17 protein-coding genes and 1 tRNA gene are annotated in these 16,165 nt (G+C 70.3%); 5 read left to right on the top strand and 13 right to left on the bottom strand.

Going from position 1 to position 16,165, the window contains the following annotated elements; all coding sequences use genetic code 11:
- The first annotated feature begins 18 nt into the window (after window positions 1-18).
- From OG276_RS23380 to OG276_RS23370, 3 genes are read left to right on the top strand one after another with little or no spacing between them, the layout of a single operon-like run.
- Window positions 19-612: a transcriptional regulator gene (locus tag OG276_RS23380; protein WP_266908405.1), complete on the top strand. Its 594-nt coding sequence runs from the start codon at window positions 19-21 to the stop codon at window positions 610-612.
- A gap of 37 nt (window positions 613-649) precedes the next feature.
- The gene (locus OG276_RS23375; protein WP_266908403.1) at window positions 650-904 is read left to right on the top strand and encodes a hypothetical protein; all 255 of its coding nucleotides are present in this window, start codon (window positions 650-652) and stop codon (window positions 902-904) included.
- Window positions 901-2,196: an MFS transporter gene (locus tag OG276_RS23370; RefSeq protein ID WP_266908401.1), complete on the top strand. Its 1,296-nt coding sequence runs from the start codon at window positions 901-903 to the stop codon at window positions 2,194-2,196. The genes OG276_RS23375 and OG276_RS23370 overlap by 4 nt, the downstream gene beginning before the upstream one ends.
- Here the strand turns inward: OG276_RS23370 and OG276_RS23365 are convergent.
- From OG276_RS23365 to OG276_RS23335, 7 genes are all read right to left on the bottom strand, one after another.
- Entirely contained in the window at window positions 2,126-2,923 is a 798-nt protein-coding gene (locus tag OG276_RS23365) for a S16 family serine protease (RefSeq protein ID WP_266908399.1), read from the bottom strand. The two genes, OG276_RS23370 and OG276_RS23365, sit on opposite strands and share 71 nt — an antisense overlap.
- 103 nt (window positions 2,924-3,026) lie before the next feature.
- The gene (locus OG276_RS23360; protein WP_054222485.1) at window positions 3,027-3,668 is read right to left on the bottom strand and encodes an IclR family transcriptional regulator; all 642 of its coding nucleotides are present in this window, start codon (window positions 3,666-3,668) and stop codon (window positions 3,027-3,029) included.
- Between the two features lie 403 nt (window positions 3,669-4,071).
- A complete protein-coding gene (locus OG276_RS23355; RefSeq protein WP_266877913.1) occupies window positions 4,072-5,856 on the bottom strand; it encodes a DEAD/DEAH box helicase in 1,785 nt (594 codons plus the stop codon).
- A complete protein-coding gene (locus tag OG276_RS23350; protein ID WP_266908396.1) occupies window positions 5,853-6,032 on the bottom strand; it encodes a hypothetical protein in 180 nt (59 codons plus the stop codon). The genes OG276_RS23355 and OG276_RS23350 overlap by 4 nt, the downstream gene beginning before the upstream one ends.
- Window positions 6,029-6,421, bottom strand: coding sequence for a type II toxin-antitoxin system death-on-curing family toxin (locus OG276_RS23345; RefSeq protein WP_266913052.1), 393 nt, complete (start codon window positions 6,419-6,421; stop codon window positions 6,029-6,031). Before OG276_RS23345 ends, OG276_RS23350 begins: the two co-directional genes overlap by 4 nt.
- 11 nt (window positions 6,422-6,432) lie before the next feature.
- Window positions 6,433-6,636, bottom strand: coding sequence for a hypothetical protein (locus OG276_RS23340; RefSeq protein ID WP_266908394.1), 204 nt, complete (start codon window positions 6,634-6,636; stop codon window positions 6,433-6,435).
- A gap of 438 nt (window positions 6,637-7,074) precedes the next feature.
- Window positions 7,075-8,535 (bottom strand): MFS transporter, encoded by a 1,461-nt coding sequence (locus OG276_RS23335; protein ID WP_266908392.1) that lies wholly within the window; start codon window positions 8,533-8,535, stop codon window positions 7,075-7,077.
- 138 nt (window positions 8,536-8,673) lie between these two features.
- Between OG276_RS23335 and OG276_RS23330 the strand changes: the two genes are divergently transcribed.
- Both OG276_RS23330 and OG276_RS23325 read left to right on the top strand, forming a co-directional pair.
- The gene (locus OG276_RS23330; RefSeq protein WP_266908390.1) at window positions 8,674-9,078 is read left to right on the top strand and encodes a hypothetical protein; all 405 of its coding nucleotides are present in this window, start codon (window positions 8,674-8,676) and stop codon (window positions 9,076-9,078) included.
- 160 nt (window positions 9,079-9,238) lie between these two features.
- A tRNA-Cys gene (locus OG276_RS23325) sits at window positions 9,239-9,313 on the top strand.
- Between the two features lie 56 nt (window positions 9,314-9,369).
- Here OG276_RS23325 and OG276_RS23320 read toward each other — a convergent pair.
- From OG276_RS23320 to OG276_RS23295, 6 genes are read right to left on the bottom strand one after another with little or no spacing between them, the layout of a single operon-like run.
- Window positions 9,370-10,020 (bottom strand): hypothetical protein, encoded by a 651-nt coding sequence (locus tag OG276_RS23320; RefSeq protein WP_266908388.1) that lies wholly within the window; start codon window positions 10,018-10,020, stop codon window positions 9,370-9,372.
- A 44-nt stretch (window positions 10,021-10,064) separates the two neighbouring features.
- Complete coding sequence (locus OG276_RS23315) at window positions 10,065-12,416, bottom strand: hypothetical protein (RefSeq protein ID WP_266908386.1); 2,352 nt, start codon at window positions 12,414-12,416, stop codon at window positions 10,065-10,067.
- A gap of 16 nt (window positions 12,417-12,432) precedes the next feature.
- Window positions 12,433-12,858, bottom strand: a complete 426-nt coding sequence (locus tag OG276_RS23310; RefSeq protein ID WP_266908384.1) for a hypothetical protein — start codon at window positions 12,856-12,858, stop codon at window positions 12,433-12,435.
- Window positions 12,859-12,913: 55 nt separating this feature from the next.
- On the bottom strand, window positions 12,914-14,074 hold the full coding sequence (mycP, locus tag OG276_RS23305; protein WP_266908382.1) for a type VII secretion-associated serine protease mycosin: 1,161 nt from the start codon (window positions 14,072-14,074) through the stop codon (window positions 12,914-12,916).
- A gap of 48 nt (window positions 14,075-14,122) precedes the next feature.
- Complete coding sequence (locus OG276_RS23300; protein ID WP_266908380.1) at window positions 14,123-15,622, bottom strand: WXG100 family type VII secretion target; 1,500 nt, start codon at window positions 15,620-15,622, stop codon at window positions 14,123-14,125.
- Entirely contained in the window at window positions 15,622-16,119 is a 498-nt protein-coding gene (locus OG276_RS23295) for a hypothetical protein (RefSeq protein WP_266908378.1), read from the bottom strand. Before OG276_RS23295 ends, OG276_RS23300 begins: the two co-directional genes overlap by 1 nt.
- Window positions 16,120-16,165 lie beyond the last annotated feature (46 nt).

The following is a 16,165-nucleotide window of genomic DNA, read 5'->3' as shown; positions in this document are numbered from 1 at the left end:
CAACTCTACTGTTGAGGCATGCCCGAGAAGAACGCCGATTCCCAGAATCCGGAGCCCCAGCTCCGCAAGCTCGACGCCCACTCCCTGCGCGGCCTGGCCCATCCGCTGCGCATCCGCCTCCTGGGCGACCTGCGCCTGCACGGGCCGGCCACCGCCTCGCAGCTGGCGGAGCGGCTCGGGGAATCGAGCGGGGCCACCAGCTACCACCTGCGCCAGCTCGCCGCGTACGGGTTCGTCGAGGACGCCCCCGAGCACGGCAAGGGCCGTGAGCGCTGGTGGCGGCCGGCCCAGGACGGCACGATCTTCGACGAGGCGCTGGTCTACGACACCGACCCGGCCACGCGCGGTGCCGCGGAGGTCTTCCTCGCGGAGATCGTGAAGATCCACGAACAGGAGCTGTCCTCCTGGCTGGGCGAGGCGCACACCTGGTCACTGGAGTGGCGGCGGAGTTCCGAGCTCAGCGACTTCTCGCTGCAGCTGACCCCCGAGCAGAGCCACGAGCTGGTCCTCAAAATGCACGACCTGATCAACAGCTACCGCGATCTGCCGCCCTCGGAAGGCACGGAGACGGTCCGCGTCCACACACACGCCTTCCCGGTGCGCACCAAGTAGCCCGCGCCTCCACCCCTTTCGCAGAAGGAGCCCTGCCGTGCACGCCTTCAGCCATGCCCACATCCATGCCGAGACCCACGCCACCCGCACCGCCGAGGCCGCCGCCTGGCGCCGCGCGCGGGCGGCCGCGCCGCCGGTCTCCCCCGTTCCCCGCCTGCGCGCCCCCGCCCTGCGCAACCAGCTCGGCGAGACCCTGATCGCGCTCGGCATCCGCCTGATCCAGCCCGCGCACCTGCACGCACGCATCACCCGCAACACCCGGATCTCCCGCCCGCACGGCGGCATCGCGTGAGCCGTGTCCCCTTCACCGCCGTCCTGCTCGCCAACACCATCTCGATAGCCGGGAGTTCGCTGACCCTGATCGGAGTGCCGTGGTTCGTGCTCCAGACCACGGGCAGCGCCGGCCGGGCCGGGATCGTCGCCTTCTGCGCCACCCTGCCCGTCGCGATCGCCGCCCTGGTCGGGGGCCCGGTCATCGACCGGATCGGCCGCCGCCGGGTCTCCGCCGTCTCCGACCTGATCTGCGGGCTGGCCGTGGCCGCGATACCGCTGCTGCACCACACCGGGCTGCTGGAGTTCTGGATGCTGTGCGCACTGATGGCCGTCTGCGGCCTCGTGCACACCCCCGGACTGACCGCGCGCTACGTCCTGCTCCCCCATCTCGCCGAGCACGCCGGCACCACCATCGCCCGCGCCGCCAGCCTCTACGACGCCGTCTCGCGCGGAGCCCGCATGATCGGGGCCGCACTGGCCGGCGTACTGATCGCCACGATCGGCGCCGGGTCGGTGCTGCTCCTCGACGCGGCCACCTTCGGCGCCTCCGCGCTGCTGGTCGCCGTGTTCCTGCGCGGGATACCGGCCGCCGAGCCGCAGCGCGCCGCCGGGAAGGTGTCGTTGGCGGGCTACCGGGCCGAACTCGCCGAAGGCTGGCGGTTCCTGACCCGGGCCAGGCTGCTGCTGGGCATCACGGTGATGGTGATGATGACCAACGGCATAGACCAGGGCTGGTCCTCGGTCCTGCTGCCCGTGCACGGCCTCGAAGCCCTCGGCGGACCCACCGCGCTCGGACTGATGATCGCCCTCTTCGGCGGGTTCGCGCTGCTGGGCGCCCTGCTCTACGGAGCCTGGGGCGAGCGGTTCCCCCGTAGGGCCGTATTCGCCGCGGCGTTCCTGCTGTGCGGAGCCCCGCGCTACGTGGTCGCCGCCTTCACCGACACCCCGCTGCCGCTCGCGGTGACGATGGCCCTGTCGGGGCTGGGCGCGGGCGTGCTCAACCCGATCCTGACCACCGTGATGATGGAGAAGGTGCCCGACGCCCTGCGCAGCCGGGTCGCCGGCGTGACCACGGCCGGCTGTGAGCTGACGATGCCGCTGGGCGGGCTGGCCGCGGGGCTGCTGGTCGACGGCTTCGGGGTGACGAAGGCGCTGCTGGTGTTCGGCGGGACCTACTTCCTCGTCACGCTCTCGCCGCTGGTGTTCCCCTCCTGGCGGAGCATGGAGGCGGCCTCCCGGCTCAGCAGGACGGAGCCGGTTCGCCCTTCTGCAGAGCCCGCAGAGCGTTCACCGCATCCGTCAGCGAGGTGACGGGGACCAGCCGGAGCCCCTTGGGGAGTTCGGACTCGGCGTCCGAGCACTCCGCCGCCGGTACGAGGAACACGCTCGCCCCGTCGCGCCGCGCGGCCTGGGTCTTCAGGGCCACGCCGCCGACCGCGCCGACTTCGCCGGCCGCGGTGATGGTGCCCGTACCGGCGATGGTGCTGCCGCCGGTGAGATCGCCGCCGCTGCCGTTCCCGTCGAGCTTGTCGACGATGCCGAGGGAGAAGAGCAGTCCGGCGCTCGGACCGCCGACGTCGGCGAGGTTCAGCTCGACCTTCACGTCATTGGGGTCCTTGTGGAGGTAGCCGAGGGCGGCCGCGGAGGCCGTCGACTGCGACTTGGTCATCTCCTCCAGGTTGTGCTCCTCGATCTCCTTGTCGCTTCCGCCCGAGGGGTACACCGACTCCCTGGGCATGACCGCCCGGGCGGTGTCGAACCAGTCGCCGACCAGCTCGGGGAGGGTGACGGTGGTGGAGGGTCCGGTGGCCTGGATCGTGGTCATCCGCAGCTGGCCGGTGGTCTCGCGGGTGGGGGCCCCGGTGATGGAGATGACCTGCTTGCCGTCACGGGAGCCGAGCACGTCGGCCGTGAGGCCCGGCTGCGCGATCACGAAGGGCAGCGGTGCGAGGGCCGCGACGGCGAGCAGCGCGAGCACGGGCACGGCGCAGACGGCGAGGGCGGCGGGACGCGGCAGGCGTGTGAGGCGAGAGAGCACCGGGCCAATCTAGCGCGGGTGCCCCCGAACGGGTCGAGCCGCGCCCCCGGCGGTGGGGGGCGCGGCTCGGTGTCCGGATGTGCTGCGCGTGCGGCTGCGCGGCTCAGCGCAGGGCGTCGGCCACCTCGCGGGCGGCGTCCACCACGCGCGGGCCGACCCGCTCGGGCACGGCGTCGGCCAGCATGACGACGCCGACGCTGCCCTCCAGCCCGGTGATGCCCACCAGCGGCGCTGCGGCGCCGCTGGCGCCCGCTTCGAGCTCTCCGTGGGTGAGCGTGTACCCGGGCTCGATGAGCGTGCCCTGGCGGGCGGCCAGGATGGCCCGGCCGGCTGCCCCGCGGTCCAGCGGATGGCGGAAGCCGGGCCGGTAGGCCACGTGGTAGTCGGTCCAGGTCGGCTCGACGACCGCCACGGCGAGCGCTTCGGTTCCGTCCACGAGGGTCAGGTGCGCGGTGGCGCCTATGTCCTCGGCGAGGGAGCGCAGCGCGGGCAGCGCCGCCTCGCGCACGAGCGGGTGCACCTGGCGGCCCAGGCGCAGCACTCCGAGCCCGACGCGGGCGCGGCCGCCGAGGTCGCGGCGGACCAGGGCGTGCTGTTCGAGGGTGGCCAGGAGGCGGTAGACCACGGTGCGGTTCACACCGAGGCGGTTGGAGAGCTCGGTGACGGTCAGACCGTGGTCGGTGTCGGCGAGCAGTTTGAGAACTCGGAGTCCTCGGTCGAGAGTCTGGGAGGTTTCCGCGGTCACGACGCCTCTCCCTCTTTCGGTGGGCGGCGGTGACTCTCTGGGGATAGCGCCGCCGGTCCCTCGGCGACGCACGGAGAGGCCGCCGGTAGCGGCCATGGCACCGGCTGCGCTCCCGCGGCGGCGCTGCCACGGGGCGTTCGATGCGGGGACAGTAGCGAGCAGGTTCGCTCAGCGGAAGAGCTCGTCCAGAATCCGGGCGCCTACTGCCGTTTTATGCCGGTTGAAAACGCGCATCGCTGTCAATTCGTGACCTTCGGGCCCTGACGGCCGCTCATGTCCGAGCACGGCCCCGGACGACCTCTCGGGGCCTCCCACCACGGGTGCGTCGACACCGCTACGGTGGCCCGGGCGGGCGGGAACCGTACAAAACTCCCCCGCCCCCCGCGCCGGATTCCGTAGGAAATCACCGCATCCGGGTGGCCCACTCCTGGACCTTCTTGATTCGCTCGCGCAGCTGTCCCGCCGTGGCTTCCGCGCTCGGCGGTCCGCCGCACACGCGGCGCAGTTCGGTGTGGAGCACGCCGTGCGGTTTGCCGCTCTGGTGGACGTACGCGCCCACCATCGTGTTCAGCGACTTCCTCAGCTCCAGCAGTTCCTTGTGCGAGACCACGGGCCGCCGGTCGGCCGGCAGCTCCAGCAGGTCCGCCTCCGAGTCCGGCTTGCGCTTGCTGTGCGCGATCTGCCGCGACTGCCGCTTCTGGAGCAGCATCTGCACCTGGTCGGGTTCGAGCAGTCCCGGGATGCCGAGGTAGTCCTGCTCCTCCTCGCTCCCCGGGTGCGCCTGCATGCCGAACTCGGCGCCGTCGTACAGCACCCGGTCGAAGACGGCGTCGGACTCCAGCGCCTCGAAGGACATCTGCTCCTCGTCGCCGGTGTCCTCGTCCTCCTGCTTGTTCGCCTCCTCCATCTCCTTCTCGGAGTCGGCGTACGGGTCTTCCTCGCCCTGCTTCTTCGGCTTGTCGAGGACGTGGTCGCGCTCGACTTCCATCTCGTTGGCGAAGCCCAGCAGGTAGGGAATGGTCGGCAGGAACACCGAGGCCGTCTCGCCGCGCCGGCGCGAGCGCACGAAGCGCCCGACGGCCTGCGCGAAGAACAGGGGGGTCGAGATGGTGGTGGCGTACACGCCGACCGCGAGGCGCGGTACGTCGACGCCCTCGGACACCATGCGGACGGCGACCATCCAGCGGTCGTTGCTCGCGGCGAACTCGTCGATCCGCTTCGAGGCCCCGGTGTCGTCGGACAGTACGACGGTGGCCTTGCTCCCCGTGATCTCCCGGATCAGCTTGGCGTACGCGCGCGCGGAGTCCTGGTCTGCGGCGATGACCAGCCCGCCCGCGTCCGGGATGCCCTTCCTGACCTCGGTCAGCCGCTGGTCGGCGGCGCGCAGCACGTTCGGCATCCAGTCGCCGCGCGCGTCGAGCGCCGTACGCCAGGCCTGCGAGATGGCGTCCTTGGTCATCGGCTCGCCGAGGCGCGCGGCGATCTCGTCGCCCGCCTTGGTGCGCCAGCGCATGTTGCCGCTGTAGGAAAGGAAGATGACGGGCCGCACGACCCCGTCGCCGAGGGCGTTCCCGTAGCCGTACGTGTAATCGGCGGAGGACCGCCGAATCCCGTCGTTCCCTTCCTCATAAGCCACGAAAGGAATGGGATTCGTATCGGACCGGAAAGGCGTACCGGTGAGGGCGAGCCGCCGGGTCGCCGGATCGAACGCCTCCAGGCAGGCCTCGCCCCAGGACTTCGAGTCACCGGCGTGGTGGATCTCGTCCAGGATCACCAGGGTCTTGCGCTGCTCGCACCGGTTGCGGTGCAGCATCGGGCGCACGCCCACACCCGCGTACGTGACGGCGACCCCGTGGTAATCCTTGCTGAGCGGCCCCGCGGAGTAATCAGGATCCAGCCGGATCCCTATCCGGGCGGCCGCTTCCGCCCACTGCTTCTTCAGGTGCTCGGTCGGCGCGACGACGGTCACCTGCTGCACCACGTGGTGGTGCAGCAGCCAGGACGCGAGCGTCAGGGCGAAGGTGGTCTTTCCGGCGCCGGGGGTGGCGACGGCGAGGAAGTCGCGCGGCTGGGTCTCCAGGTACCGGTCCAGCGCACCCTGCTGCCAAGCTCGCAGGGCGCTGGCGGTACCCCACGGCGCGCGGCCGGGGAAGGCGGGTGAGAGGTGGTGGGAGGCGGTAGTAGTCACGGTCTCCGGTTCGGGCTCTCGGCGGCGTATCCGTTCCGGGCGGCGTGCATTCCGGGCATCGGTACGGCCAGCGGTACGGGCAGTCGTACGTAGGACAACCGGGCCACCTTACCGGCCCGGGCCCGCCCCTCGCGGAGGGACAGGCCCGTGACCTCGGCGCGTGCGGCGAGCGTCACATTCGCCGGGCGAGCGCGCGCAGCCGCTCCGCGATCCGCCCGATGTCCTCCTCGTTCCCCGCCGCCACGTCGATGACCAGGCCGTACGCGGCATCCTCATCGGCGTCACCGAGATCGACTCGGTTGAGGGCGAGGAAGGTGGCAGCGGCGAGCCAGGCGGTGCGCTTGTTCCCGTCGACGAGGGGGTGGTTCGTCGCGATCCCGTGCAGCAGGGCGGCCGCCTGCTCGTAGGTGTCCTCGTACGCCGAGGTCCCGAACATCCGGGCCCGCGGCCGGTGCACCGCGGACTCCAGCAGCCCGGGGGCGCGCAGCTCGACGGGCTGGTCCTGGGCGAGGCAGGCGTGCCGCGCGAGGTCGAGAACCTCTGAGAGGGTCAGGTGCCGCGTCATGTTCCCGGTGCTCATTCCCCGAGCCTCCTCAGCAACCCGGCATGCCGCCCGGCCAGCCGCAAGGCCTCGCCCCCGGCCCGCTCCCGCTCCCCCCGCACCCATCCCCGCACGGCGGCCAGCACGGCCTCCTCGACGCTCTGCCCGGTGGCATCGGCGAGATCGGCCAACTCCGCCCGCTCGGCATCGGCCATGACGATGATCAACTGCTCTTCCATCCCCGGATGCTAGCCAGCTCGGCCCGACGCTGCCCCGAATTACCGGCCTCGGCACCCTTCAACCCCACCGGCCCGCACACGCAGACCGACGCCAGCCAAATCCAGCCCCTCCCCACGGGCCCGCACGCTCAGACCCACACCGGCCAAATCCAGCCCCCGCCCCACCGGCCCGCACGCTCAGAGCGACACCAGCCAAATCCAGCCCCCGCCCCACGGGCCCGCACGCTCAGACCCACACCGGCCAAATCCAGCCCCTCCGGCGCCTGAGGAGCGGGGGCCCGGGGGCTGGCCCCCGGCAACGGCGCGGCACCGGACCACGGGCCCGGGCCCGCCAACCCGTACAGGGCCGACCCCGGCCAAATCCAGCCCCTCCGGCGCTTGAGGAGCGGGCCCCCGGGGGCCGGCCCCCGGCAACGGCGGGGCACCCGCCGAAGCGCCTCAGCCCCGCCGAGGCTCCGCATCCAGCCGGGTGGCAACCCAAGCCCCCACCAGCGCCACGCAGGCCATCGGCAGGAACACCACCACGAACGCACCGGGGTGCGAAACCCCACCCCCCTCACCCACGGAGTGCACCGCGGAGCCCACCGCTCCCCCACCCAGCGCAGCAAACGCCGCACCCCCGGCAGCCAGCAGCACCACGTTCGCCAGCGCGTCCGAGATCTGCAGGGAGGCGGAGTTGGCCCCCGCCTCCTCCGGCGCCGAAAGCTTCAGCAGCAGCACGCTCGTGGACCCGATGACGAGCCCCATCCCGAGGCACCCCAGCGCCCACACCAGCGCAATGATCCACACCGGCACCCACTCCACGAGCACCGCCGGCGCCCCGGCGATCGCCACGGCGACCATGATCATGCCCAGTACCATCAGCCGTTCCCGGTACGGCGCCGTCCGCCCCTGCGACTGCACCCACGAGCCGGCCGCCCACGTCACCCCGCCCAGCGCGAGCGAGAACCCGGCCATCGTCGGGCTCAGCCCCCGCTGGGTGACCAGCATCAGCGGGATGAAGCTCTCCGCGGCGATGAACGACCCCGCCGCCACGCCCCGCAGCAGCACCACCGACGGCAGCCCGCGCCGCGCCAGGTAGGTCCCGCGCGGCAGCAGCCCCAGCACCGCGGGCACCAGCAGCGCCGCCCCCGCGAGCCCGGGCAGCAGGGACAGCCACCTCACGTCCTGCGCCGCGTACTGCAGCAGCCCCGCCCCGACCGAGATCCCCAGCGCCAGCCGGATCCGCCGCCGGTCGACCGCCACGGGCGGAGCCTCGGGGTCCACCGGCCCGGAGGCGCTCCGCCGTATCGCCGGCAGCGCCACGGCGAGCGGTACGAAGACCAGCGGGGGGATCCCGAGGAAGACCCAGCGCCACCCGAGGTGCTCGGTGACGGTCCCCGCCGCCAACGGCCCGACGATCGAGGGCACGACCCAGCTCGCCGCGAAGGCCGCCATGATCGCGGGCCGCAGCCGCTCCTCGTAGGCCCGGCTGACGACCACGTACAGCGCGACGATGACCAGCCCGCCGCCGAACCCCTGCACGGCCCGCCCGAGCACGAACATCCACATCGCCCCGGCGGTCCCGGAACACACCAGCCCCGCGGCGAAGGACCCGATCCCCACGGTCAGCGGCCGCAGCGGCCCCTGCCGGTCGGCCCACTGCCCCGAGAGCACCATCCCGAACAGACTGGTCGTGAAGTAGGCGGAGAAGGCGAAGGCGTACAGCGCGATCCCGTCCAGCTCCCGGGCGGCCACGGGCATGGCGGTCCCGACGGCGGTGGCCTCGAAGGCGATCAGGAAGATGACCGAGATGATCCCGATGCTGAGCGTCCGGTACGCGGGCCCGAAGACCCCGCCCTTCGGGTGGCCGGGTATCGGTGCGGCGGGTGCAGCAGCTCGCTGCGGGAGGACGCTCATCGCCCCAGCGTAAGGTGCGTCCCCCCATATCGACCCTGTCCTTTCGGCGTATCCCACCTCGGCCCCTGGCCCTAGGCCTACCGGCCCCCGACGGCTTGCCCACGTCCCGGGCGACCGGCCTGCGCTAGCTTCGCCTCCATGAACTCATTGGCACAGATATACGACAGAGAGTTCCGTGTGCGCGGCCTGCGCCAGCAGGGGTGGGGCCGGGGATTGCTGGCCGCGGCCGCCCTCATCTGGCTCTGGATCGGCTACCTGCTCGTCTTCCCCTTCAGCGTCGACCAGGGCGGGGACTTCAAGCCCGTCGAGTGCGAGTCCCGCGCCTTCCACCAGGACAGCAGGAGGTTCGCGGTGTCGTACGTCAACGACGACGGCGAACGCTGTGACGCCGAGCGCGACTGGGGCCCGATGCTCGCCGCCCTCCTCCTCTCCCTGCCCCTGGCCTCGGTCGGCACCGGCTTGTACGTCTCCGGCACATCGGCGCTCCGCACCGCCGCCTACGCTGCCGAGATCACTCGCCTGAACACCACCAAGGAGCTCTGAGCCGGGGCAGTGACCGGGCAGCAGCCGCGAGACCGGGCCGCAAGGACCGCGCTCCGCACCCTGGACTGTGAACGCGGCATGGCAGTCGCATTGCACGACCCCGGCACCCCTTCCCCCGCCCTCCCGCACCCTCGTACGGTCATACCCATCACCACCACACAGCCGTGTGCCCGAGTGGTTTAGGGACTCGCCTGCAAAGCGAGTTACGCCGGTTCGATTCCGGTCACGGCTTCCACGGCGAAGGCCGCTCAGGGGAAGGCGCTCCCCTGAGCGGCCTTCGCCTTGCCCGCCCTAGGGTTCGGATGCGAACTTCTCCAGTTCCCCGGGGCGGCCCGGAAGCCCGCCGTTGTTCTCGCAGCGCAGCTCTTCGGCCACCGAGACGGCCGCGGAATGCACGAGCACGAGAGCGTCGGCGGCGGCTGTCGCTTTGCCGGACGCGTCGCCTTCGACAACGGTGAAAGCGGCACTGATCCTCAAGGGGACCTGCCGGGTGGACCCGACGCGGGAACTCACGCAATCGAACTTGACCGTGTGCGCCCTGCCCTCACGAAGAAGTCTCGGCCCGCTCGGTTCGGCGGCGGACCGTGTGTGGCCCAGGAAGACCACCGCGGCCTGCGCTGAGCGGGGCTTCCCGCCCTCCGACTGCTTCGGGGCTCCCTTGATCCGGCATTGCGCAGCGTCCGCGTCCACGACGTCTCTGCCCGACCGATAGTTTTGCTCCATCACCCTGGCGATGCCATCTGCGCTCAGATCCGCTTGCCCGTCTTCGACGACGAATTCCGAGATGCCCATCAACCGCTCCAGGGCGGTGCCCGCCTCGGGCGTGAACAGCGTTCCCCCGCAGACCTGCCCCACGGACACGGTTTTCGGTTCCGGCGACTTCTCGCTCTCCGGTGTGGATCCGCAGCTCACGGCCAGGGAACCCAGGACACCGAGGGCCACCAAGCGGACCGAAACGATCGAGCGCGGCCTTCCGACGTTTTTCCTCATGGCTTCGGCTTGCCCGTTTCTGCCTCGTGTCCTTGCTGGACGGCGCGAGAGTTGCCCACCTGGTATCCGTCGCGCTGCGACTCGATGAGATCGTTTCCGAAGTTGCTGTTCGGGTCGATGTCGTGGCGTTCGATGAACTGCTTCATCGGCGCCTCCGCGCTGTGCTCGCCCGCCTGGTACATCTGCTTGTTCGTGGCATGAACCTTTGCTTCGCCCTCGTCCTTGTGCCGCTCCACAGCACCGTCGGACCACTCGCCGACGACCTGCGAGGCAGCCTGCTCGACAGCCCCGCTGCCCAGGTCCACGGCCAAGGGCACGAGGATGGCCGCGGCGCCCGCGGCGGCAGCGGTGGCCGGCAGAAAGGCGACACCCGCGACCAGTGCCCCCGTAGTGGCGAACTCGACCCACGCGGCTTGCTTTTCGTGGGCCTTCTCGTACTCCTCGTGCTTCCAATCGCCCATGGCCTTGACCTGACCGGCCCTGGACTCGTCCAGCATCCCCTGGACTTCGGCGGAGGTGCGGATCGTCGCCCGAGCCCTGCCTTCGTCGATCTGCCCGTCGTGGAATCCCTGCGTCTCCAGCACGCTCGACGCATGGATTCGCTCGGCTGTGGAGACGGTCGCATACGCGTCCGGATGCTGCCCCAGAGCGCTGAGGAGATCACGGGCGCCCTCCCGGCCGAACGCTGCGTGCGCCTGTTTGTCACCCGGCCCCGGCGAGAAGACGCTGTCGGTCCCCTTGTCGTCCAGCGCCGCGTTCACATCGTCGATGTATCCGGCGGTCATATGGCCAAGGCTGTCGGCAAGCGACTCGTGGGCCTTGAGCAGGCCGGCGTCACCGCCGTACTTGGCGACGACGGCTTCCATGACATGTGCACCTGACTCGGTCCGATCGAGGACAGGCTTCGGGTCATCCCAGGCACGGCCCAGCGTCGCCGCTTCGAGGGCGTGGCCAAGAGCGTCCGGCATGTACGTCTGGACCTTCTTCAGGTCGTCCGGGTTCGTGCCCTCCATGTCGATGGTGAAGTCGTACTTGTCGTTGGCGAAGAAGTCGAGGTAGCTCGTGATCGGCTTCTTGTCCGGTCCCTTGCCCAGGTCAGGGGGGCCGGACTTCTCCGTGCCGTCCATGTTGTACGCCTGCGGGGACGCGTCCGGGTCGAAGAACTGCCGGGCTGCCTCCGGGCTGTGCCCCAGGGCCTCCAGGAAACTGACCACCGGGTCGTAGCCGGCGCCGTTGATACCCGACGGGTTGAGCATGTTCTTGCCGTAGCCGTTGATCTGGCGTGCCCCGTTGAAGAAGTCCGGGTCCTTGGCGTGGATCTGGGTGGCGTGCTCGGCGATCGGGACCAGGAACTTGGGGTCGTAGGCGCCGTAGCGCATGATGCCGCCGAGCAACTGGTAACCGTAGGGCGGGTTCTGGTCGTAGCGGGCCAGCGGGATGCGCTCGGTGCCGAGTCTGCGCAGGTCCTGGGCGAAGCTGTCCGGCAGGTGCGGTTCGGTCCCGGAGTTCGTGGCCGTGGCGAGGTTGAGGCCCAGGTTCCGCTGGAGTTCCTGTACGTCCCCCAGCCGCTGCGGATCCTGCTTCGCGTAGTCGAAGGTGTCCGTGGACATCGTTCCGAAGAACTCCAGCGCGCCCTTGGGGCCGAGCGCCTCGTAGAACCTCGTCGAGAACTCCGGCACCTTCGCGTTGTCGGCCAGCAGCTCATTGAGCTCGACGAGCTCCTCGTGCGTGAGCCCGCGGCCCTTCCTCGCGAGCTCCGCGGCACGGGCGGCCTGTTCGGCGTCGAGGCTGCCGTACTTGGCCACGGTGAAGTTGTTGTCGTCCGTGACGTTGGCGGCGAGGATGCGGACCAGTGACTGGTCGACGTCGTCGCAGTTGTCGATGACCGCGTCGACCTTCGCCTGCCAGAGCGGGATGTTCACACGGACGGACTCCAGGTAGTCCGGGTCGTGGCGGGCGGCGTACCGGTCCGCGTCGCTTGCGAAGGGAGCCGCCTCGACCTTGCCGTTGGCACCCACCCGGAAGCCGGCGGCGGGGGCCTCGACGTCGGCGATCTTCTGGAGCTGCTCGCGCGAGGCCTTGAAGGCCTCGTGGCCCTCGGTGAGCGCCTTGTGAATTCCCTTGGCCTCCTGGGCCGCGTCCTCGAACTCCTTGGCCGTCTTGTCGATGAAGGGGCGGGCGACGCCCGCCGTGACGCCGTTCCACTGGGCCTTGTCCGACTTGGCCTTCATGCCGTTGCGGGCCGACTCCGCCAGTTCGTCCAGCTTCTTGACCATCGCGGCCCAGTCGGTGATCGCGGTCTGGAGCGGGCCCAGGGGCGCGTTCATCACGTTCTCGTACGTCAGCACGTGTCCGCTGCCTTCGCTACTTGAGGAGCTGGTCGATCTTGGAGGCCGTGAAATCGGCGTGCAACTGGTGCTCTTCCTTGCTGTGCGAGGAGAGGGAGTAGTTCAGGCCGTTGGAGATGTTCGCGCAGGCGGCGACGAGGGTCTTGAGCTGGCTCTCCCAGCGGGTGTTGACCTTGAGCAGGGCCGCACCACTCGCGAAGTTCTCTCGCGAGAGCGCGCCGGCCGCCTCGGCGGTGGAGGCGGCGGCGTGCTTGCCGTCGGTGGAGAGCCGGGTGTGGAGCTGGTAGGCCTCGGAGCCGACCGCGCCGATGTGGTCTTGGTCGAGTTCGAGGTCGCTACTGCCACCGCCCGGGCCGGGCGCTGCCGGGACGCTGTTGAGCCGCGTGGAGACGTTGGCGGCTGCCGTGCTCCGGGCCGTGGACCATTCCTCGTCGAACGACATGCGGTGGCCTTCCCTTCCGCCTTTGGTGGTTTACGGTTCCGCGCCTTGGCGCGAGTCAGCGGCTCCGGCGCCGGACGACAACAGCGGTGACGGCTCCACCGATGAGCAGACAGGCACCGAGCCCGAGGCCAAGGCCCAGCCAGGGGAGGTGGCTGCCGCCGACGCCGTCGTCCTTCTTCCCGACTGCCTGCGGGGCCGGGGCCGACGCCTCGGGGCTGGAGGACGAGGGGGCCGACGGGGCCTTCGTCCCCGTCCCGCCGCCGGCTGCGGCCAGGTCGGGGAGCGGGTAGACGTCCGCGGGGCCGGGGTCGCCGGGGTTGGGTACCGCGATGCGGGGGCGGACGACGCCGTAGCCGACGAAGTCGCTGCGCTCGGCGCCGTCGACGGGCTTGCCGGCAGTGTTCATCATGACCCGGAGCACCTGGTTGTTGGTCCAGTCGGGGTGGGCGGACCAGATCAGCGCGGCGGAGGCGGAGGCGAGGGCTGTGGCATCACTGGTGCCGTGGTTCTTGCACAGTTGGGTTTCGCTGGCGCAAGCCGTAACGATGTCGGCGCCCGGAGCGGTCAAGTCGACTTGCGGCCCGTGCTGTGACTCTGCGGTTGCTTTCCCGTTTTTGTCGATGGCACCAACGCCCACCACGCCTGGCGTTGCAGCCGGGTAAAGGACTCTGTTTCCCGCATCCCCATTGTTACCCACACCAGCAAAGATCAGCTTCCCCTTTGAGAGGGCGTACTTCACTGCTTCGATGCGCGCCGGGTCTTCTACGGATGTAGCCATGGAGATGTTGATGATCTTCGCGTCCGAGTCAGCCGCATACCGAATCGCTTCGGTCCAAATCGGATTGGACGCATTCTCCCCCTGCGGCACACGAATCGGGAGAATCTTGGCTCCAGGAGCAAGCCCGAACGATCCGTCGCCGCTGGGGTGTTTCCCACTAGCCGCAATGATCGCCGCCATGGTCGTGCCGTGGTTATTCCAATCCGTTCGCTCATCGCCCTTGTAGCTGGTGGCGTAGTCCTTGCCCGGTAGGACTTGGCCTTCCAGTTCTGGGATGGAGTCAACGCCGCTGTCAATGATGGCGACCGTGACACCCTTACCTGTACTGGTCTTCCAGATGTCATCTGCCTTCATCGACGTGAGATGCCACTGCTGCGACCGAATGGTCTCCGCATGGGCGGGGGTCGCCGCGACCCCCGCCAGCAGGAAACCCGCCAAGACCGCGCCCGCCCTACGCATACGCATCCCGTGCAACGTCCGCTCCACTCAGTCGATCACCGGCGGAACGACACGACCATCGCCCCGCCACGTCTCTTCGTCCTCAGCCAGGTAGTCAGGGCGCTCACCCTGCCGGCCATCGCCACGTCGGCCCGAAGCAGGTGCACCCGCGCCACCGTGACCCATCGGACCAGCCATCGGGCTCGCACCCGATGCGCCGCGAACCAGCCCGGAACCACCCTGGGTAAAGGGCTGCCCGCCAGAGATTGAGCGACCGCCCACACCTGGCTGGCGTCCACCGACGACGCCGCCCGGTTCGCTCGCGAGGCGACGACCGGCCGTGGGGCTGCCGAGACCGCCTTGCGCTCCGCCACCCCCCATACCCATACCGCCGCCCATGCCCATACCGCGCCCGGCCGCCTGCGCGCCCTCACCACCGATGACCGTGCCACGGGGAATGCTCGCGCCCGGCCCGCTGGGCGTCACCGGCCGACCGCCCGAAATGCCGCTGTCGCGCGGGGGCAGACCGGCAACACCACCTGGTCCGCCCCCCTTCCCACCCATTCCACCAGCGCCGGGAACGGTACCGACGGGACCAAAGCTGCCCGGGCCGCCACCGCCGATCGGCTTCTGTACGCCACCGCCCGGCGGCAGCGTCACGGGCGGGACGAACCCGCCGGGGGTGATACCCGAACCGCCGCCACCCGGTCCGACCGGACCTGGGCTTCCGGGCACTCCCGGAGCCGGGGGAAGGGTCGTACTCGGCGCCGGGCCGACGTTATCGAGACCGGTGCCGATGTTGCGGTCCGGGGGCACCGGAACGGGACCCGGTGCCGTGCCTGGTGCGGGGCCCGGTACCCCAGTCGATGTGCCACCCTGCCCTGCTGGCGCCCCGGAAGGCGGGACAAAGGCCGACGATGAACCGCTGGACCCGCCCGTCACGGGCGCATGTGAGGAGTCTCCTGCGCCAGAGGTCCCACCAGAACGCGCCATCGTCTCCGCACCGTCGACGTGCGGTGGGACGAAGGGATCCGGCCACTTCGGAAACGTCGGAATCTCCGCCATCTCCATCCCAGTAGCCGAAGCCTCGTACCCCTGCGCCAGCTTCGTCATCTGCTGGATCGCCTGCTGCCGGTCGCCGCTCAGCTTCGAGTGTGCCTGCTGGCCGATCTGCGCCGCGTCGGGGTCGTTGCGGTACTCGCGGGAGGCCTCCAGATTGGCCGCGGCCCCGCTGTCGTACGTCGGCATGTTGGCCTTGACCTCGATGACGACCTGGCTGGCCTGCGTCAGCTGCTTGCCGCCCTCGGCGCTGTACTCGCTCAGGCGCAGCGTCGCGTTGCCCGCGCGGCTCACCCAGTCCTGGAAGGCCGTGGCCGATTCGCCTTCCCAGCCGGTCACCCGGTGGTCCTTGAGGCTTTCGCCGATCTCCTTGATGGTCGCCGCGGCGTCCGTCAGCTGGGCACCGCGCGCCTTGAGGGTCTCCGCGTTGGCCGAGGCGAGCATGGCCAGCAGCTGCTGGTGCGTGTGGCTCTCGAAGTTCGTCGCCATCAGAAGTCCACCTGAGTTTCTGCCGACGAGCCTCCGTGCGAAGCCGAGCTGTGCGGAGGCGGCGGCGCCAACGGGTCCCGTTCCGGGACGTAGTTCGCGTCGGCCTGCTTGCTGATCGCCAGCATCCGCCGCTTCGTGTCCTCGTCAACGCCCTCGAAACCGCCGTGGCTCGTCTGAATCGCGAAGCTGAGCCCCTCGATCTGGTCAGCCAGCCCCTTCGACAGCGCGAGCAACTGCGTGTGCACGTTCGAGTAGGCCGTGAACAGCCGCTTGGCCTCCGCGAAGCCCTCGCCCAGGGAGTTCTCCGGGAGGGTGCCGTCCGCCAGTTTCTTGTCGCTCGCCGGAGACTCGACCAGCTTCGCCAGCAGACCGTCGACCCGCTTCTTGTAGTCCGTCAGCGATTCGTATTCGACCTGGAGCGCGCCCAGAGCCGCCGGCGAGGCAACGCCCACACCGAAGTCCACTCCGAACACGCCCGGCCCATAGTCCACTGCCACGATGGCCTCCCCGACTCCCCGTCGTCCCCGTTCGCACGGCTTCGCG

This window comes from Streptomyces sp. NBC_00086, from assembly GCF_026343255.1.
Classification (GTDB): domain Bacteria; phylum Actinomycetota; class Actinomycetes; order Streptomycetales; family Streptomycetaceae; genus Streptomyces.
The sequence above is the reverse complement of the archived record's forward strand: the minus strand, read 5'-3'. Positions and strand labels throughout refer to the sequence as shown.